The sequence below is a fragment of the Comamonas sp. SY3 genome, from assembly GCF_041730275.1.
In the GTDB taxonomy this organism is placed as follows: domain Bacteria; phylum Pseudomonadota; class Gammaproteobacteria; order Burkholderiales; family Burkholderiaceae_C; genus Comamonas; species Comamonas sediminis.
In genome coordinates, this window is sequence record NZ_JBGTYN010000026.1 from 56,010 (window position 1) to 74,988 (window position 18,979).

The 18,979-nt window shown below is 62.1% G+C and carries 18 protein-coding genes; 9 read left to right on the forward strand and 9 right to left on the reverse strand.

Annotation, left to right across the window (positions count from 1 at the left end; translation table 11 throughout):
• Positions 1-148: 148 nt before the first annotated feature.
• Positions 149-1,099 carry an ornithine cyclodeaminase family protein gene (locus tag ACCQ08_RS22700; RefSeq protein WP_239808765.1) on the forward strand — a complete coding sequence of 317 codons (951 nt, stop codon included), beginning with the start codon at positions 149-151 and terminating at the stop codon, positions 1,097-1,099.
• Between the two features lie 68 nt (positions 1,100-1,167).
• The gene (locus ACCQ08_RS22705) at positions 1,168-2,463 is read left to right on the forward strand and encodes an MFS transporter (RefSeq protein ID WP_239808764.1); all 1,296 of its coding nucleotides are present in this window, start codon (positions 1,168-1,170) and stop codon (positions 2,461-2,463) included.
• A 110-nt stretch (positions 2,464-2,573) separates the two neighbouring features.
• Here ACCQ08_RS22705 and ACCQ08_RS22710 read toward each other — a convergent pair whose 3' ends face one another.
• The 6 genes from ACCQ08_RS22710 to ACCQ08_RS22735 form a co-directional block, all read right to left on the reverse strand.
• Complete coding sequence (locus ACCQ08_RS22710; protein ID WP_373451071.1) at positions 2,574-3,170, reverse strand: TIGR00730 family Rossman fold protein; 597 nt, start codon at positions 3,168-3,170, stop codon at positions 2,574-2,576.
• Positions 3,167-3,613 (reverse strand): diacylglycerol kinase, encoded by a 447-nt coding sequence (locus ACCQ08_RS22715; RefSeq protein ID WP_312527138.1) that lies wholly within the window; start codon positions 3,611-3,613, stop codon positions 3,167-3,169. Before ACCQ08_RS22715 ends, ACCQ08_RS22710 begins: the two co-directional genes overlap by 4 nt.
• Positions 3,614-3,746: 133 nt before the next feature.
• A complete protein-coding gene (locus tag ACCQ08_RS22720) occupies positions 3,747-4,316 on the reverse strand; it encodes an RDD family protein (RefSeq protein ID WP_373451072.1) in 570 nt (189 codons plus the stop codon).
• Positions 4,317-4,326: 10 nt separating this feature from the next.
• On the reverse strand, positions 4,327-5,253 hold the full coding sequence (locus ACCQ08_RS22725) for a DUF3106 domain-containing protein (RefSeq protein WP_373451073.1): 927 nt from the start codon (positions 5,251-5,253) through the stop codon (positions 4,327-4,329).
• Complete coding sequence (locus ACCQ08_RS22730; RefSeq protein WP_373451074.1) at positions 5,250-5,687, reverse strand: DUF3619 family protein; 438 nt, start codon at positions 5,685-5,687, stop codon at positions 5,250-5,252. Before ACCQ08_RS22730 ends, ACCQ08_RS22725 begins: the two co-directional genes overlap by 4 nt.
• Complete coding sequence (locus ACCQ08_RS22735) at positions 5,684-6,247, reverse strand: RNA polymerase sigma factor (RefSeq protein WP_239812735.1); 564 nt, start codon at positions 6,245-6,247, stop codon at positions 5,684-5,686. The genes ACCQ08_RS22730 and ACCQ08_RS22735 overlap by 4 nt, the downstream gene beginning before the upstream one ends.
• Before the next feature lie 305 nt (positions 6,248-6,552).
• Here ACCQ08_RS22735 and ACCQ08_RS22740 point away from each other — a divergent pair, with 305 nt between their 5' ends.
• The 7 genes from ACCQ08_RS22740 to ACCQ08_RS22770 all read left to right on the forward strand — a co-directional run bounded on the left by ACCQ08_RS22740 (position 6,553) and on the right by ACCQ08_RS22770 (position 16,318).
• Entirely contained in the window at positions 6,553-8,343 is a 1,791-nt protein-coding gene (locus ACCQ08_RS22740; protein ID WP_239808759.1) for an acetolactate synthase 3 catalytic subunit, read from the forward strand.
• 143 nt (positions 8,344-8,486) lie between these two features.
• Positions 8,487-8,978, forward strand: a complete 492-nt coding sequence (gene ilvN / locus ACCQ08_RS22745) for an acetolactate synthase small subunit (RefSeq protein ID WP_021024891.1) — start codon at positions 8,487-8,489, stop codon at positions 8,976-8,978.
• Between the two features lie 347 nt (positions 8,979-9,325).
• The gene (gene ilvC, locus ACCQ08_RS22750; protein WP_230773062.1) at positions 9,326-10,342 is read left to right on the forward strand and encodes a ketol-acid reductoisomerase; all 1,017 of its coding nucleotides are present in this window, start codon (positions 9,326-9,328) and stop codon (positions 10,340-10,342) included.
• A gap of 204 nt (positions 10,343-10,546) precedes the next feature.
• A complete protein-coding gene (gene pssA, locus ACCQ08_RS22755; protein WP_312415359.1) occupies positions 10,547-11,434 on the forward strand; it encodes a CDP-diacylglycerol--serine O-phosphatidyltransferase in 888 nt (295 codons plus the stop codon).
• Positions 11,435-11,655: 221 nt separating this feature from the next.
• Entirely contained in the window at positions 11,656-13,380 is a 1,725-nt protein-coding gene (gene leuA, locus ACCQ08_RS22760; RefSeq protein WP_373451075.1) for a 2-isopropylmalate synthase, read from the forward strand.
• A gap of 154 nt (positions 13,381-13,534) precedes the next feature.
• Complete coding sequence (locus tag ACCQ08_RS22765) at positions 13,535-15,073, forward strand: 2-isopropylmalate synthase (RefSeq protein WP_239808756.1); 1,539 nt, start codon at positions 13,535-13,537, stop codon at positions 15,071-15,073.
• A gap of 117 nt (positions 15,074-15,190) precedes the next feature.
• Positions 15,191-16,318 (forward strand): serine hydrolase, encoded by a 1,128-nt coding sequence (locus ACCQ08_RS22770; protein WP_373451076.1) that lies wholly within the window; start codon positions 15,191-15,193, stop codon positions 16,316-16,318.
• 73 nt (positions 16,319-16,391) lie between these two features.
• Here ACCQ08_RS22770 and ACCQ08_RS22775 read toward each other — a convergent pair whose 3' ends face one another.
• Genes ACCQ08_RS22775 through aat form a run of 3 tightly spaced genes read right to left on the reverse strand, consistent with a single transcriptional unit; the run spans position 16,392 to position 18,795 of the window.
• Positions 16,392-17,189, reverse strand: a complete 798-nt coding sequence (locus tag ACCQ08_RS22775; RefSeq protein WP_239808754.1) for an IclR family transcriptional regulator — start codon at positions 17,187-17,189, stop codon at positions 16,392-16,394.
• Positions 17,190-17,243: 54 nt separating this feature from the next.
• The gene (locus ACCQ08_RS22780; protein WP_312415367.1) at positions 17,244-18,002 is read right to left on the reverse strand and encodes an arginyltransferase; all 759 of its coding nucleotides are present in this window, start codon (positions 18,000-18,002) and stop codon (positions 17,244-17,246) included.
• Positions 17,995-18,795, reverse strand: coding sequence for a leucyl/phenylalanyl-tRNA--protein transferase (aat, locus tag ACCQ08_RS22785; RefSeq protein WP_239808752.1), 801 nt, complete (start codon positions 18,793-18,795; stop codon positions 17,995-17,997). Before aat ends, ACCQ08_RS22780 begins: the two co-directional genes overlap by 8 nt.
• Between the last annotated feature and the right edge of the window lie 184 nt (positions 18,796-18,979).

Genomic DNA, 18,979 nt, shown 5'->3' on the forward strand with positions numbered 1-18,979 from the left:
GGGCAGCGCAGCGCTGGCGGCCGCGTTTTAGGCCCAATTCTCGGGTAAACCCTAGATGAAAAGAGCTATTTCAAGAAATTTATTGCCTCAAACTGCATTAAATTTCGTATACGAAAATTAATCCTCTTTAGTAAATTTATCGCGCCGCATGCAAATCCTTGACTTCAGCCACACCACCCAGCATTTGCCGATGGCAGCCTTGATCGACAGTCTCGAACAGATGTTCATCGCGGGCTGCGAAGTGCCACTGCGCCACAACCACGCCATCGCGGGCGAGACCCGCACGGAAGACGGCATCATGCTGCTGATGCCCGCGTGGCAGACCGGCAAGCGCATTGGGGTCAAGACGGTATCGATCTTCCCCGGCAACCAGGCGCGCGGCCTGCCCGGTCTGCACTCGGTCTTCATCCTCTATGACGCAGCCACCGGCGCCCCGCTGGCGGTGCTGGATGGCGATGCCATCACCTCGCGCCGCACCGCTGCGGCATCGGCGCTGGCGGCGCGCTGGCTCAGCCGCCCTGATGCCCGCCGCTTGCTGGTGGCAGGCGCCGGCCGCGTGGCCAGCCTGTTGCCCGATGCCTACCGCTGCGTGCGCGATATCCAGGAAGTGCAGGTCTGGGACATCCGCCCCGAGGCTGCGCAAGCGATGGTCGAACGCCTGCAGGGGCAGGGCCTGCAGGCCTCGGTCGCCACCGACCTGGAGCAGGCGGCGCGCCAGGCCGACATCATCAGCTGCGCCACGTTGTCCACGGCACCGCTGGTGCGCGGCGAATGGCTGCAGCCCGGTGCCCATCTGGACCTGATCGGCAGCTTTACACCGGCGATGCGCGAGAGCGATGACGCCTGCTTTGCCCGCGCCACGGTCTTTGTCGATACCCCGGAAGCGCTGATGAAAGCCGGGGACATCCTCGATCCGATTGCCAGCGGCGCCTGGGAGCCGGGCCGCCTGGCCGCTACGTTGGAGCAGTTGTGCCGTGGCCAGCATGCGGGCCGCCGCAGCGCCGATGAGATCACCCTGTTCAAGGCCGTGGGCACGGCCCTGGAGGACCTGGCTGCCGCATCGCTGGCCTTTGACGCCTTTAGCGCCGCAGCCGCTTGATACCCTGGCCCGGGCGCTGTGCGGGCCGGGCTGCCCTTCATTTTTTTGCTATCTGATTCATTCCTTCCATGCGCACATCTTCGACCGGGCCCGCGGCGTCTGCGGCCACCAACAAGCGAGTACTGATTGCCAGTCTGATGGGAAGCTCCATCGAGTGGTTCGACTATTTCCTCTATGCGACCACGGCGGCGCTGGTGTTCGGGAAGGTGTTCTTCCCGACCTCGGACCCGGTCGTGGGACTGATGCTGTCGTATCTGACCTTCTCGTTGACCTTTTTCATCCGGCCGCTGGGCGGCTTTATCTTCTCGCACATCGGAGACCGCATCGGGCGCAAGAAGACCTTGGTGATCACCTTGTCGCTGATGGGTGGCGCCACCGTGCTGATCGGCCTGCTGCCGGGCTATGAACAGATTGGGATATGGGCGCCGATTCTGCTGATCGTGTTGCGCCTGGTGCAAGGCCTGGGCATTGGTGGCGAGTGGGGTGGCGCGTTGCTGCTGGCCTACGAGTATGCGCCCAAGAACCGCAAGGGCCTGTTTGGCAGCGTGCCGCAGATGGGCGTGACCATTGGCATGGTGCTGGCGACCCTGGCCATTACCGTGATGAGCACCTTGCCCGATGACCAGTTCCTGGCCTGGGGTTGGCGCGTGCCTTTCCTGTTGAGCGCGATCCTGGTGTTCCTGGGTCTGTGGATCCGCAAGGGCATTGATGAGACCCCCGCGTTCAAGCAGGCCAAGGCCAGCGGCAATGTGGCCAAGATCCCGCTGGTCGAAACCCTGCGCTACCACTGGCGCGCGGTGCTGGTGGCCGTCGCCATCAAGTTTGTGGAGACGGCGCCGTTCTATATCTTCTCGACCTTCATCGTCAGCTACGCGACGGCCACCTTGGGCTTTGAGCGGATCTCCGTGCTCAATGCGGTGACCATTGCGACCTTGGTCACGACGCTGATGATTCCGCTGATGGGGCGCCTGTCGGACAGCATGGGCCGCAAGCGCATGTTTGTGGCCGGCACCCTGGTGATGGCCGCCTTCACCTTTCCGTACTTCATGCTGCTCGAGCAGCGCACGATGACCAGCCTGGTCATCGCCACCGTCGTCGGCCTGGGTCTCGTCTGGGCGCCCATCACTGCTGTGCTGGGCACCTTGTTCTCGGAGATTTTCTCGACCCGCGTGCGCTACACCGGCATCACCCTGGGCTACCAGATTGGCGCGGCGCTGGCTGGCGGCACTGCGCCCTTGCTGGCCACCTGGCTGCTCAATACCTACAACGGTTCCTGGGTGCCGGTGGCCTGGTACATCGTCGGCACGGCGGTGATCTCGCTGATCGGTATCGCGTTTGCGAAGACGGTGGCGGACAACGACTGAGCTTGCAGTCCCCAGTACCGCTGCTGCTTGAGTCCACAGCGCGGTGCTGATCCCGCAAAAGCAAAGCGGCCCGTCCAACGGGCCGCTTTTTTGTGTCTGCTGGGTGCTGCTTAGATCACTTCGCGCAGCGCAGCGCTTTGCTGCGCCAGGCCGGCTTCTTCGACCAGCTCGGCCAGCAGTGCGGCATGGTTGTCGCCGCTCTTGATCAGGCCCATCTGCCACTCGTCCATGAAACCCTGGCCTACACACTGCTGCAGGAACTGCAGCATGCCGTCGTAATAGCCATTGGCGTTGAGGATGCCGATGGGCTTGTCGTGGTAGCCCAGCTGGCGCCAGGTCCAGATCTCGTAGAGTTCTTCAAAGGTGCCGATGCCGCCGGGGATCGCGATGAAGGCATTGCTGCGCTCGGCCATCATGGCCTTGCGTTCATGCATGGTGGTGACCACATGCAGCTCGTCGCAGAGCTCATTGGCCAGTTCGCGGTCAACCAGGGCCTTGGGGATCACGCCCACCACCCGGCCGCCGGCCTCGCGCGTGGCGCGGGCCACCGTGCCCATCAGGCCGGATTTGCCGCCGCCGTAAACCAGCTGGCCGCCGTGGCTGCCAATCCAGTGGCCCACCGCCTGGGCGGCCTCGCCAAAGGCTTCGAGCTTGCCGGGGCGCGAGCCGCAGTAAACGCACATCGAGAAGGAAGGGGAGTGGGTCATTTCAACAATCTTTCATACAACGCAGGCAGCCACACCGCCGCGCACAGCACCAGGGCCAGGAACACGGCGGCACTGCCCATGTCCTTGGCCTTCTTGGCCAGCACATGCCATTCAGGGCCAAAGCGGTCCATCGCCATTTCAATGCCGGTGTTGAGCAGCTCGGCGATCAGCACCAAAAAAACCGGAGTGATCAGCAAGGCCCAATCGCGCCAGTCCCGCGCCAGCCAAGCGGACACGGGCAGCAGCACCAGGGCCAGTATCGCCTCCAGCCGGAACGCTTTTTCTCCCCAGCCCGCGCGCAGTCCTTGCAGCGAGTAACCGGCGGCATGCCAGACGCGGCGCAGGCCCGTGCGGCTTTTTTGCGGGTTGGCTGCATGGGTGTCGGCCAGGCTGTACGGCGGCTGGGCAGGTTCTGCAGGGGGGCGGGGTTCGGGCAGGTTCATCGGATCAGGTCCAGGCGCTACAACAGATGGCGCACGGTCACGCTTATTATTGCACTGCAGCATTTGAATGCGGGCATCGCCTGCGATCCTGATGGTGCATCACGGCCAATCGCAGTGCCCCTCGGGCAGCCGTCTATACTGACGGGCCCGGTGCGGGCAGGGCTGAGGCTGCGCGATCGGCACCGACCAGGCAGGTGCCCGCCAGCGCATCGTGCCAGAACTGGCCCTGCGGGTGCAAGCGGCTGGCCAGTGCCCAGACGGCGATCCAGCCGGTCAGCAGCACCAGGGTTTCAGACACCGGCAGCCCAAAGGGCATGCTGACCACCAGGGGCGGCAAGAACCACAACCAGCTGCAGACATAGCGCAGCAGCGCACGGCCTTGCGACAGCGGCTGGCCGCTGCGGCTGACGATGCGGATATGCCAGGTCTTCATCGCCAGCGTCTGGCCCTTGTGCCAGAACCAGGTGAAGTAGATGCCAAAGACGATGAACAGGAACAGCTGCAGACCATGGCGATTGTCCAGCCCATGGCGGGTCTGGCTGAGCGCACTGTAGAGGTAACCTGCCATGAACACGACGCCGAACATCAGCATGCCTTCGTACAACCAGCAGGCCATGCGCCGCGCCAGGCGTGGCGCGCGCAACAGCGAAGGGGTGGCGGGCAAGCCAGGGTCTGGCGCTGTTGTGCGGGTGGAGGGCTGCATGCTGCCAGTATCAGGTCGGCGGGTGCACAGGGCTGTCGCTGCTGCGCGATTGTGATTCGCCCGCGCGGGGGCGGGTCTGGTTGTCAAGCGGCGGCAGCGGTGAAGGGGTTACCGTGGCAGGCATTTGCACCGGCGCAGTCTCTACCGCAGGCGGAAGTGGCACCGCAGCGGGGGCGGGCGGCAGCGCAGGCGCCGCAGGCATATTGCCGGGAGCCGGTGCCGGGCTGCTCAGCGGGCCGACCTCTACCGGGGTCACCATGCCGCGCGATTGCACGCGGATCTCGGGCGGCGGCAGGATCTTGGGCGGATTGGCGCGGTTGGGGTTGATGGCCGCCGCCGGCACCTTGACCAGCCGGCCGGTACTGCGTGCAGAGGGGCGCGGCGCCAGCGCCACACCACCGTGGTAGAGCACACCGCCCTGGGCGAGGCGCTTGCGCTCGCGGGCGCTGAGCGCCTGGTAATCTTCCCAGAGCTTGCGCTTTTCCTCGGCGGACAGGTTGCTGATGTTGGAATAATTGAGGCGTGCCTGGCTTTGGTCGGACAGGCTGAACTTGGCCCATTCCTTCATATGTTCGGCGATGCGCAACTGCTCCTGCGGCGAAAAATCGTCGAAGCTGTCGGCGATCATCGTCCAGCGGGTTTTCTGCTGCGTGGTCAGCCAGTTCCACTGCTCTTCGAGCGGGGCCAGCACCGTGCGCTGGTCGTCGTCGAGTGCATCCCAGTTGGGGCCCTCATTGCGCGGGCTCGTGGAGCGGGTGACGCTGTTGGCGCTCACCAGGTCGCTGGCGGCGCTGCCATAGATGTTGGCGGCCTGGTTGCCGGCATAGATGCCTACAACAGCAAAAGCAGCCAGCAAAATACTGGCTGCTATCGCAGAAAGGGTCGAACGGGCGGGCGGGCTGCCGGCTACCTCGTCGTTGTCGTAATCGTGTCTCAACGCTTGTCAGTGGGCTGCTTTTGCGCAGCAGTCTTCAGAAACTGGGTAAATCCAGGATCAGTATAGGCGCTTGGAGGCAGCTCGTCAGCCAGCAAGGTGGCATCGTACTCAGCCATTTCGCTGGCGCCTTCGTCTGCCTGCACGCCGTTAAAGAACGCCAGACCGGCAACCATTGCGCTCAGCGGCACAGCCGACACCACGGCGCGCCACCAGTTGCGTTTGCCGGAGGGCGCAGCCGCCTCTTGCTGGGGCTGGCGCGCGATGGCGGGCACCGCCACCACCTTGCGGCGAGACAGGGCACGCTCCCGGGCCGCTCGCAAACGTTCGCTGATGTCGTAGTCGAGATCAGCCTCGGATTCGCTCAGCCGAGCGGTGACGCGGCGGGCAAAAATTTCAGCATGGACAACGGTTTGGGCGGTGTTTGGGCGGTTCATAGCACGATTCCTTTGGCCTTAAGCACTTTACTCAAGGTTTGGATGGCGCGAAAGCAGTGGGTTTTTACACTTCCCTCTGAGCAACCCATGGCTGCTGCAGTCTCTGCAATGTCCATCTCTTCCCAATAACGCATCAGAAACGCTTCGCGTTGACGCGCTGGCAACTGTTGTATCTCTTTTTCTATTAATGCAAGGGTTTGTTTGCGGTCCGTATGGTCCTCGGCGCTCTGCTCGGCGTCTCCATTGTCGGCGTTGTAGATGTCCAGAAGGTTGAATTCCCCCTCGTCATCCGGGCCTTCGAAGTCGCTCATCGTCGTGAAGAGCGCATTGCGCGTCTTCTGCCTGCGGAACCAGTCGAGCGTGCTGTTGGACAGGATGCGCTGGAACAGCATGGGCAACTCCTGCGCAGGCTTGTCGCCATAGTGCTCGGCCAGCTTCATCATGCTGTCCTGGACGATGTCGAGCGCGGCTTCCTGGTCGCGCACATGAAAAAGCGAGCGCTTGAAAGCTCGCTTTTCAACGCTTTTCAGAAAGTCGGACAGTTCTCGTTCTGTGGCCAAATCGTACCCAACACCGTGGTTAATCAGAGATTTCTCGCTTTTCACCCGGGTATAACAACCAAGTGTGGCAAAAAACACCGCATCAAGCCTCTGATTATCGCATCCTATCGAAAAAAAATCCGTAGCTTGTCGCAAAGCAATGCTGCAGTGCGATAATGTATAAGCATCAAAAAGCAAAAGGGTCACGGTCCGGCGTCGCAAGCATCTCGCCCATGTCCGTTGGCCTCAAGTTCCAAGCAGGCTCCACAAGAGCTGGGCGAGGAGCACCAGAGGTTTTTCGTTAGAGAAATTCACAAAGGTTGATCATGGAAATGTCCAAGGCCGAGCAGAACTCGGCGCAAGCGGCGCATCAGTCCGCGCAGAAATCCCAAGAACTCATGGGCGCTGAAGTGCTGGTCAAGGCACTGCAGGCCGAAGGCGTCAAGCAGCTGTGGGGCTACCCCGGCGGCGCAGTTCTCTACATCTACGACGCGCTCTACAAACAAGACACCATCAACCATGTGCTGGTTCGCCATGAACAGGCAGCAGTGCATGCAGCAGACGGCTTTGCCCGCGCCACCGGTGAGGTGGGGGTGGCATTGGTCACCTCGGGTCCGGGCCTGACCAATGCAGTCACCGGTATTGCCACTGCTTACACGGACAGCATCCCCATCGTCGTGATCTCCGGTCAGACATCGACGACCGCCATCGGCTCAGATGCCTTCCAGGAATGCGATACCGTCGGTATCACGCGCCCCATCGTCAAGCACAACTTCCTCGTCAAGGATGTGCGCGATCTGGCGCTGACGATGAAAAAGGCTTTCCATATTGCACGCACCGGCCGTCCCGGCCCCGTCGTGATCGATATTCCCAAGGACGTTTCCTTCAAGAAGGTGGCCTATACCGGCTATCCCTCGACGGTGGAAATGCGCTCCTACAACCCGGTCAAGAAGGGCCACAGCGGCCAGATCCGCAAGGCGCTGCAGCTGCTGCTGGCGGCCAAGCGCCCCTATATCTATACCGGCGGCGGTGTGCTGCTGAGCGGTGCAGAGCAAGAGTTGCGCACCCTGGTGGACCTGCTGGGCTACCCGGTGACCCACACCCTGCTGGGACTGGGCGCCTACCCGGCGAGCAATCCGAAGTACCTGGGCATGCTCGGCATGCACGGCACGATCGAGGCCAACAACGCGATGCAGAACTGCGATGTGCTGCTGGCCGTGGGCGCGCGTTTTGACGACCGGGTCATCGGCAACCCCAAGCACTTCATGTCGGTGGACCGCAAGATCATCCATGTCGACATCGACCCTTCGTCGATTTCCAAGCGCGTCAAGGTGGATGTGCCCATCGTTGGCGACTGCAAGGAAGTGCTTTCCGAGCTGATTGCGATGGTCCGCGAGAGCGTGGCCAGCCCGGATGCCGATGCGTTGCAGAACTGGTGGAAGACCATCGAAGGCTGGCGCAGCCGCGACTGCCTGCGCTACGACCGCGAGAACAAGGAAGTCATCAAGCCGCAGTTTGTCGTCGAGACCCTGTGGCAGATGACCCGCGATGCGGACTGCTATGTGACCTCGGACGTGGGCCAGCACCAGATGTGGGCTGCGCAGTACTACCGCTTTGAGGAATCGCGCCGCTGGATCAACTCGGGCGGCCTGGGCACGATGGGTGTCGGCATTCCGTATGCGATGGGCATCAAGCTGGCCAAGCCCGATGCCGAGGTGTTCTGCATCACCGGCGAAGGTTCGGTGCAGATGAACATCCAGGAGCTGGCCACCTGCCGCCAGTACGAGACGCCGATCATCATCTGCGCGCTCAACAACCGCTTCCTGGGCATGGTGCGCCAGTGGCAGGAGATCGAATACTCGGGCCGCTACAGCCACAGCTACATGGATTCGCTGCCTGACTTCGTCAAGCTGGCCGAAGCCTATGGCCATGCGGGCATTCTGATCGAGAAGCCCGAGGACGTGGAGCCGGCGCTGCGCGAAGCGCGGCGCATTGCCCGCGAAGAGCGCAAGAGCGTGTTCCTCGACTTCCGCACCGACCCGACCGAGAACGTCTTCCCGATGGTCCAGGCCGGCAAGGGCATCACCGAGATGCTGCTGGGCGCGGACGATCTGTAAACGCCATCCCCGGTAGGCGCGTCCTGCTGCAGGCACGCGTCCACCTCTTTCTTTGGCTTTTCCCTTTCTGACGAATCTATTGTCTACCGAGCCCAGCGCTTACCGGCGTTGGGGGAGGGTAGCGAAAAGAGGAATCTGTTCTTATGAAACACATCATTGCGGTTCTCCTGGAGAACGAACCAGGCGCATTGTCGCGCGTGGTGGGCCTGTTCTCGGCCCGTGGCTACAACATCGAGTCGCTCACCGTGGCGCCCACCGAGGATGCCTCGCTGTCGCGCATGACCATCACCACCACCGGCTCGGACGACGTCATCGAGCAGATCACCAAGCACCTCAACCGCCTCATTGAAGTGGTCAAGGTGGTGGATCTGACCGAAGGCGCCTACACCGAGCGCGAGCTGATGATGATCAAGGTGCGGGCGGTCGGCAAGGAGCGCGAGGAGATGAAGCGCATGGCCGACATCTTCCGTGGCCGCATCATCGATGTGACCGAGAAGAGCTACACCATCGAGGTGACCGGCGACCAGGCCAAGAACGATGCCTTCCTCAGTGCGATTGATCGTTCGGCCATCCTCGAGACCGTGCGTACCGGTGCCAGTGGCATCGGTCGCGGTGAACGAATCTTGCGCGTGTAATGCGCTGGTGTCACCGGCTGCGACGCCATGCCCGCCAGGCGGTGGGGGTGGTGCTGCTGCTGGTGGGGCTTGTGCTGGTGGAGTCCTCGCTACAGCAAGATGATCCGGAATGCTCCTGGGAACAGGACGGCTGGACCCAGATTCGCCAATGCGATCCACTGCTTTCACAGGCCGATGCCTTTGCTACCCCTGGCTCCCAGTTGTGGTTGTCCCTCATAGTAGGATTGGGCGCTTTTGTAGCGGGGGCTTATTTGCTGGCGTCAGGAAACACCGCAAGGCCCCCTGACGATACAGATTCTTGAACAAGTGTTTGTTTGCATTTTTGACTGATACCAACGGAGCGAAGCATGAAAGTTTTTTACGACAAGGACTGTGATCTGTCCCTCATCAAAGGCAAGACCGTCGCCATCATCGGCTACGGCTCGCAAGGCCATGCGCACGCGCAAAACCTGAACGACAGTGGCGTGAAGGTCATTGTCGGTCTGCGCAAGTCGGGCGCTTCCTGGCCCAAGGCCGAGAAGGCTGGTCTGACCGTGATGGAAGTCAACGACGCCGTGAAGGCCGCCGACGTGGTCATGATCCTGTTGCCTGACGAAGACATCGCCAAGGTGTACAACGACAACGTCAAGGACAACATCAAGCAAGGCGCTTCGCTGGTGTTCGCACACGGCTTCAACGTGCACTACAACCAGGTCGTGCCCCGCGCCGATCTGGACGTGTGGATGGTTGCGCCCAAGGCCCCTGGCCACACCGTGCGCAACACCTACAGCCAAGGCGGCGGCGTGCCCCACCTGATCGCTGTGCACCAGGACAAGTCCGGCAAGGCCCGTGACCTGGCCCTGTCGTACGCGATGGCCAATGGTGGCGGCAAGGCCGGCATCATCGAGACCAACTTCAAGGAAGAAACCGAGACCGACCTGTTCGGCGAGCAAGCCGTTCTGTGCGGCGGTGCTGTCGAGCTGATCAAGATGGGCTTCGAGACCCTGGTGGAAGCCGGCTATGCGCCTGAAATGGCCTATTTCGAGTGCCTGCACGAGCTCAAGCTGATCGTGGACCTGATCTACGAAGGCGGCATTGCCAACATGAACTACTCGATCTCGAACAACGCCGAATACGGCGAGTACGTGACCGGTCCTGAGGTGATCAACGAAGAGTCGCGCAAGGCCATGCGCAACGCGCTCAAGCGCATCCAGAACGGCGACTACGCGAAGATGTTCATCCAGGAAGGCCGTCTGAGCTACCCATCGATGACCGCCCGCCGCCGCAATACGGCCGATCACCAGATCGAGCAAGTGGGTGGTCAGCTGCGCGCCATGATGCCTTGGATCGCCAAGAACAAGCTGGTCGACCAGACCCGCAACTAAATCACATTGGCCGCCGCTGCCTGCAGCGGCGCCGTGCTGATTCGTAAAGGACTGCCGACGCAGTCCTTTTTTCATGGGCATCCCCGGTGGGCCCATAGTGGCAAAAGCTACACTGTAGGCCATGCCCGGCCGGGCCCGAGCCCGCCGGAAACTATAAAATATGTAGCTGATTGCGCAGATATGGCTGGCGCTGGAGTGGATTGAATGCTGGACGATAACGAAACCAAGCCCAAGGCTGCAGCGCCTGCGCTGGTGCCTGCGCAGCGCAAATGGCGCAAGGGCATTTATGTGCTGCCCAACTCGTTTACGTTGGCCGCCTTGTTTGGCGGCTTTTACTCGATCGTGATGGCCATGAATGGCCGTTTCGAGGCTGCCGCCGTGGGCGTGTTCTGCGCGATGGTGCTCGACAGCCTGGACGGGCGTGTGGCCCGCATGACCAACACGCAAAGCGCCTTTGGCGAGCAGATGGACTCGCTGTCGGACATGGTGTCGTTTGGCGCTGCTCCGGCGCTGATTGCCTATGAATGGGCGTTGCGCCCATTGGGCCGCTGGGGCTGGATTGCCGCCTTCGTCTACTGCTCCTGTGCGGCGCTGCGCCTGGCGCGGTTCAACGTGAACACAGGCGTGGTCGACAAGCGCTATTTCCAGGGCATGCCGTCTCCCGCTGCTGCAGCCCTGGTGGCAGGCTTTATCTGGCTGACCAGCGCACTCCTGGTATCGCACCGTGATGTACCGATTTTTGGCCAGGTGATTGCGCTGTTCGGCGGCTACCCGGCCAGCCGCGATGACCTGTCCTGGATCATGTTCGCCATCACCTTGCTGGCAGGCCTGACGATGGTCACCAACATTCCCTACTACAGCTTCAAGGATGCAGGGGCTGCCAAGAGCGTGCCTTTCTTCTCGCTGGTGGTCGTGGTGCTGCTGCTGGCGGTGGTGAGCATTGAGCCGGCCACGATGCTGTTCCTCATCTTTGTGGCCTATTTGCTCTCGGGCTATGTGATCTATGCCTGGCGCCGCTTCAAGGGCCAGCATGTGTCGATCGTGGCGACCTCGACCGACGAGCCCGAAGAGCGCGGCTTGCACCACGATTGAATTTTTTGCGGACTTTCGTCAAAACCTGTGTTAGAGTGAACGCCATGCAAAACCTGTCCCCAGCTCTACTACTAGCATGTCCAACGGGCAGGTAGAGTAGCGCGCAGTTTTTCACCCCTACACCTCGGCCCGTTTGCACCAGCAACGGGCCGATTCTGTTTTAGCAGGTTGCTGGTTTCCAACCCCGAACTTTTTGTTCCGATGAGAAAGACCAGCCAACCATGTTGACCCAACCTTCCAGCAAGTACCGCGCTTTTCCAGCCATTGCGTTGCGTGACCGCACCTGGCCTGATGCCCAGATCACCCAGGCACCCATCTGGCTGTCGACCGATCTGCGCGACGGCAACCAGGCGCTGATCGAGCCGATGGACCTGGCGCGCAAGCTGCGTATGTTCGACATGCTGGTCAAGATTGGCTTCAAGGAAATCGAAGTCGGCTTTCCCGCTTCCTCGCAGATCGAATTCGACTTTGTGCGCCAGTTGATCGAGGAAAAGCGCATCCCTGCCGACGTCACCATCCAGGTGATGACCCCCGCCCGCCCTGAGCTGATCACGCGCACGGTCGAGGCCCTGCAAGGCGCGCCGCGCGCCATCGTCCACATCTACAACGCGGTGGCCCCTGTCTGGCGCAAGGTCGTGTTCGGCATGAGCGTGCCCGAGGTGATGGCCTTGGTCAAAGACCAGGTGACCCACCTCAAGGCCTTGACCGATGCCCAGCCGGGCACCGAGTGGGTGTTGCAGTACTCGCCCGAAACCTTCTCGCTGGCCGAGCTCGATGTGTCCTTGCAGGCCTGCGAGACGGCGATTGCCGCCTGGGGCGCTGGCCGTGACATCATTCTGAACCTGCCCACCACGGTGGAAAACGCCACCCCGAACGTGTTTGCCGACCAGATCGAGTGGATGGTGCGCAAGTTCGCTGGCCGCCCTGAAGTGGTCGTGTCGGTGCACCCGCACAACGACCGCGGTACCGGCACGGCCAGCGCCGAGCTGGCCTTGATGGCCGGCGCCCACCGCGTCGAAGGCTGCCTGTTCGGCAATGGCGAGCGCACCGGCAACCTCGACATCGTCAATGTGGCCTTGAACATGTATGTGCAGGGCGTATCGCCCCAGCTGGATTTCTCGGACATCGATGCCATCCGCGCCGAAGTCGAGTACTGCAACCAGTTGCCGGTGCCTGCCCGCCACCCCTATGCCGGCGACCTCGTCTACACCTCGTTTTCTGGCTCGCACCAGGACGCCATCAAAAAGGCCTTTGCGGCCCGCCAGGATGCCGATATCTGGGAAATTCCCTACTTGCCGATCGACCCCAAGGACCTGGGCCGCAGCTACGAAGCGGTGATCCGCGTCAACAGCCAGTCGGGCAAGGGCGGTATCTCCTACCTGCTCGAAGAAGCCTATGGCCTGGCGATGCCACGCCGCTTGCAGATCGAGTTCAGCCAGGTCGTGCAGCGCGCGATGGACACCGCGGGCACCGAGTTCACCGCCAAGGATTTGTGGAAAATTTTCGAGCGCGAGTACCAACTCAGCGCCAACCATGCACTGGTCCAGTACCGCGTGGAATCGGGCGACAGTGATGACGTGCGCATCAGCGGCAAGCTGCAATGGGCCGGTCAGGCTGTCAGCATTGCCGGCCAGGGCAATGGCCCGATCGATGCCTTTGTGCAGGCGGTCAGCAGCGCCATCGGTATTCCTGTGCGCCTGCTCGACTACAGCGAGCATGCCGTTGCCGCCAGCGATGCGCGCGGCGACAAAGGCGCCAATGCCACGGCAGCTGCCTACATCGAGCTGCGCGTCGGCGACAGCCAGAGCCTGTACGGCGTGGGCATGGACAGCAACAGCACCCAGGCGGCTTTCCGCGCGGTGATGAGCGCGGTGGCACGTAGCGGTGCTGTCGCCAGCGTGCAAACGGCAGTGCCACAAGCAGTGCCACAGGCGGCTGTCGTCTAACCACAGACGAAGCAAAGCACGTAAACTGTAGCGCGGTTGACGCAGGCTGCAGGAGAGCGAGCAGACCGCTTTCCTGCAGCCTGTTGTAGAGATTCCACTTACCCACAGTGGCAGCAAGGCGGCAGCGCATGACCCATGCCATGGAGAACACACGATGAGCGACCAACTGATTATTTTTGATACCACCTTGCGCGATGGCGAACAATCGCCCGGCGCGTCGATGACCAAGGACGAGAAGCTGCGCATTGCGCGCCAGCTCGAGCGCCTCAAGGTGGACGTCATCGAGGCTGGCTTTGCCGCCAGCTCCAACGGAGATTTCGATTGTGTGCAGAGCATCGCCTCCATCATCAAGGACTCGACCATCTGCTCGCTGGCCCGCGCCAATGACCGTGACATTGCCCGCGCTGCCGAAGCCTTGAAGCCTGCCAACCGGGCACGCATTCACACCTTCATTGCGACCAGCCCGCTGCACATGGAGAAAAAACTCCGCATGTCGCCCGATGAGGTGTTCGAGCAGGCCAAGATGTCGGTGCGTTTTGCCCGCAATCTGGTGGGCGATATCGAATTCAGTCCCGAAGACGGCTACCGCAGCGACCCGGATTTTCTCTGCCGCGTGATCGAGGCGGTGATCGCCGAAGGCGCCACCACCATCAATGTGCCCGACACCGTCGGCTACGCGATCCCCGAGCTCTATGGCCAGTTCATTCTGAACCTGCGCGAGCGCATTCCCAACAGTGACAAGGCCATCTGGTCGGTGCATTGCCACAACGACCTGGGCATGGCCGTCGCCAACTCGCTGGCCGGCGTCAAGATCGGTGGTGCGCGCCAGGTGGAGTGCACGATCAACGGCCTGGGCGAGCGCGCGGGTAACTGCTCACTGGAGGAAGTCGTCATGGCCGTCAAGACGCGCCGCGATTACTTTGGCCTCGATGTCAACATCGACGCCCAGCACATTGTGGCCGCCAGCCGCCTGGTCAGCCAGACCACCGGCTTCGTGGTGCAGCCCAACAAGGCCGTGGTGGGCGCCAATGCGTTTGCCCATGCCTCGGGCATCCACCAGGATGGCGTGCTCAAGGCCCGCGACACCTACGAGATCATGCGAGCAGAAGATGTGGGCTGGAGCGCCAACAAGATCGTGCTGGGCAAGCTCTCGGGCCGCAACGCCTTCAAGCAGCGCCTGCAGGAGCTGGGTGTGGTGATGGACAGCGAAAGCGACATCAATGCCGCCTTCGCCCGTTTCAAGGACCTGGCTGACCGCAAGAGTGAAATCTTTGACGAGGACATCCTGGCACTGGTGCACATGGAAGGCGCGGAAGCCCAGGCTGAGACCTACCGCTTCGTGTCGCTGTCGCAAGCCAGCGAAACGGGCGAGCAGCCCAAGGCCAGTGTGGTGCTGATTGCCCACGGCCAGGAAGTGCGCGGCGAGTCCACCGGCAACGGACCTGTTGATGCATCGATGAAGGCCATCGAATCCCAGGCGCGCAGCGGTGCGGAGATGGTGCTGTATGCGGTCAATGCGATCAGTGGCTCCACCGAGAGCCAGGGTGAGGTGACCGTACGCTTGCAGCAAGGTGGCCGCATCGTCAACGGTGTAGGTGCAGACCCCGATATCGTCGTGGCGTCAGCGAAGGCTTACATCGCTGCACTGAACAAGTTACAAAATCCTACGGAGCGAGTAGCTGCACAAGGTTGAGACTTCGGAATATAATTTCACTTAAATAATTGAAGAATCGCGTAAGTTCATGAATTTGCGCGATTTTTTGAATCCAAATTTCCGCTGTCAGCTATCGTATTTGTAGGGAGCAGAATAATGGCGCTACGTCATCGCAGTGTTTTGCGTCGTTTTTCACATTTGTTTGCAATTTGTACGTTGGCCTTTGGTTTAGCGGCGCCTGCCGCCCATGCCAGCGCCAAGAACAAGCCCGCTGCGAAGGCCCATGTGCAGGCCAAGGCAGGCAAGAAACAGGCGGCCGTGGCCTCCAAGGGTGAGCGTAACGGGCGCCAGAAGCAGGCAGTTGCAGCGCCCGCGTCCAAAAAGCTCGCAGGCAAGGCTGCGAAGGGCAAGACCACCGTCGCCAAGGTGGGCCGCCATGCCGGTCGTGCTGCGGTCGCCTCGGCCGTCATCATTCCCGAGCGCCAATCCTTCGGCCAGCTCGCCGGTCTGCATGATGTGACCGATCCGCTGGCCCTCAAGTCCAGCGTGGCGCTGGTGCTGGACCAGGACACGCATGAGGTGCTGCTGTCCAAGAATGACCATGCGGTGCTGCCCATCGCCTCGCTCACCAAGCTGATGACCGGCCTCATCATCTCGCAGGCCCAGCTGCCGATGGATGAGATGATCACCATCACGCAGGACGATGTGGACACCGAAAAGCACAGCAGCTCGCGTCTGCGTGTCGGCACCACATTGATGCGTGGCGAGTTGCTGCACCTGGCGCTGATGTCCAGCGAAAACCGCGCAGCGCATGCGCTGGGCCGCACCTATCCGGGTGGCATGCAGACCTTTGTCGGCCTGATGAACATGAAAGCCAAGATGCTGGGCATGGCCGATACCCGCTATGTCGAGCCCACCGGCCTGTCGAGCTCCAACCAGTCCAGCGCCTTCGACCTGGCGACCTTGGTCAACGTGGCGCACTCCGATCCGCTGATGCGCGATCTGACCACCTCGCCGTCCTACCAGGTGGAAGTGGGTGAGCGTACGGTCCAGTTCAACAACACCAACCGCCTGGTGCACAACCCGGAGTGGAACATCGGCCTGCAAAAGACCGGCTATATCTCCGAAGCCGGGCGCTGCCTGGTGATGCAGACCCAGGTCGCGGGCCGCAAGCTGATCATGGTGTTCCTGGATTCGGCTGGCAAGTTTGGCCGTCTGGCAGACGCCGAACGGGTGCGCCATTGGGTGGAAGGCTCCGCCACGCACCTGCTGGCCAAACACTGAGCGCCAGGCACCCAACAAAAAACCTGCCTCGGCAGGTTTTTTTGCGTCTGCGAGTGTGCAGGGCGGACTGGCGTCAGCGTGCGTTGGGCTGGCGGTGTTCGTCAAATCCCAGCGCCGATGAGATCTCGCTCGCCGTGGCCTGCAGGCGCGTGGTCCAGGCGTCCTCCAGCCGGTCTGCGGGGGCGGAGACGGACAGTCCCGCCACCAGGCGCCCCTGGTCGTCATAGATGCCTGCGGCCATGCAGCGCACGCCCAGCTCCAACTCTTCATTGTCGCGTGCCACGCCGTACTGGCGTGTCTTGGACAGCTCGCGCTCGAGCACCGCCAGGTTGGTGATGCTGTTCTTGGTATTGCCGGCCAGGCCCGTGCGCATGGCGTAGGCGCGCACGCGCTCGGGTTCATCATCGGCCAGGAAGAGCTTGCCGGTGGAGGTCAGATGCAAGGGCGCATGCCCGCCGATGGCACGCACCACCTGCATGCCCGAGCGTTCGCTGAAGCTGCGCTCCACGTAGACGATCTCATCGCCCTGGCGCATGCTCAGATTGATGGCCTGCTGGGTCGCCAGGTGCAGGCGGCGCATCGGCAGCAACGCCACTTCGCGCACATTGATGCGTGCCTTGACCAGGTTGCCCAGCTCCAGCAGGCGCATGCCCAGGCGGTAGCTGCCCGATTCGGGGCGGTCCACGAAGCGGCCGATGGTCAGGTCATTCAAGATGCGGTGCGTCGTCGACGGGTGCAGGCCCGTGATTTCGCTGAGCTCTTTCAGTGACACCGCTTCCTCGCGCGTGGCCAGGACGTCCAGCAGCGTGAACATGCGCTCTAGCACTTGCACGCTGGGCTTGGTGACGGTGTCATGTGTTGTTTTGGTCATGCGTAGACTGGCGCTCAGATAACAAAGATAGGGGAGGCCGCTTGATCGCAGCGATCAGGCGGCGCAATGGTTGGCGAGCTGGCCCGGCTGCCAGCGCTGGTCGATGTAGACCTCATAGGGCTGGTAGTCGGCCTTGTACTGCATCTTGGGGCTGGCGGCAATCCAGTAGCCCAGGTACAGGTAGGGCAGGCCCATCGCACGGCACTGCTCAATCTGCCAGAGCACGTTGTAGGTGCCGTAGCTGGTGTGGGCCTCGGGCTCGTAAAAGGTGTAGACGGCGGACAGGCCGTCGTTGAGGATATCGATGATCGAGACCATCTTCAAGGCGCCGGGCTGTGTGCCCTGTGCCGGTTCGCGGAACTCCACCAGGCGGCTGTTGACCCGGCTTTGCAGCATGAACTGCGAATACTGCTCGACACTGTCCTCATCCATGCCGCCGCCGGTGTGGCGGGCCGATTGGTAGCGCAGGTAGAGCGCGTAGTGCTCGCGCAGAAAGCCCAGCGGCAGCACGCGCACTTCCAGGGCTTCATGCTGTTTGCGCGCGCGGCGCTGGTGGCGCTTGGGTTTGAAGTCCTGCACATGCACGCGCAGGGGCACGCAGGCCTGGCAGCCATCGCAATAGGGGCGGTAGGTGAACAGGCCGCTGCGGCGAAATCCCTGCTGGATCAGCTCGGAATAGACATCGTTCTGTATGGCGTGGCTGGGCGTGGCTACCTGAGAGCGCGCCATGCGCGCTTCAAGATAGCTGCATGGGTAGGGCGCTGTCGCATAAAACTGCAAGCTGTGCAGCGGTAGTTCGTTCAGCCTACTCATCCGGATGCGGAGATGTCATTTCAGATAGTGGGATTATGTCAGTCCAATCGCGAGATGCAAACTCCCAACGCATCGGGGGCAGCGCTATTTGCGTGCGCACATGGGCCACAAACCGGCTGCGCGGTATCTCTGCTGCACCCATGAAGGCCAGATGCCCGGTGTTTTGCTGGCAATCGATCATCGGCGCCTGCTCACGGCGGCAGATCTGCACCAGTGCGGCCAGCGCAATCTTGGAGCCATTGGGGACCGTGGTGAACATCGATTCACCAAACACCGCGCGGCCGATGGCCACACAGTACAGCCCGGCCACCAACCGGCCGCGTTGCCACAGCTCCACACTGTGGGCAAAGCCATCGCGGTGCAGCTGCGTGTAGGCGGCCTGGATATCGTCGACGATCCAGGTGCCATCCTGCCCCGGGCGGGCCTGCTGGCTGCAGGCTGCAATCACGGCGGCAAAGTCGCTGTCGATGCGCAGCTCGCTGTGCGGATCCTGTTCAAACTTGCGAATCGCCTGCTTGAGCGAGCGGTGGAGCCTGAAATCGGCCGGTTGCAGCACCATGCGCGGATCGGTGGACCACCACAGGATCGGCGAGCCTTCGCTGAACCACGGGAAGATGCCCTGGCGGTAGGCCTGCTGCAGATGGGCGCTGTCGAGCACGCCGCCGGCGGCGAGCAGGCCGGGGTGGGGCGTGTCGGGTCCCCAGGCCCGGTCGACCGGCGGAAAGTCGTCATCGGGCTGCAGCCAGGCAAGCGGAGGGGTGTGGTGGTTGGCGCTCATGGTGTCTGTTGCCATGGTAGCGGCCAAATGGCAGGCTGCCGGCCCCCAAGGCGGCGCGGGGGTGATAAATACTGCAGTTCTGCCGCCGCTGCGGGGCTGGGCCTGCAAAAACAAAAAGCCTGCACATGTGTGCAGGCTTTTGAAGTGGCTCCTCAACCTGGGCTCGAACCAGGGACCTACGGATTAACAGTCCGGCGCT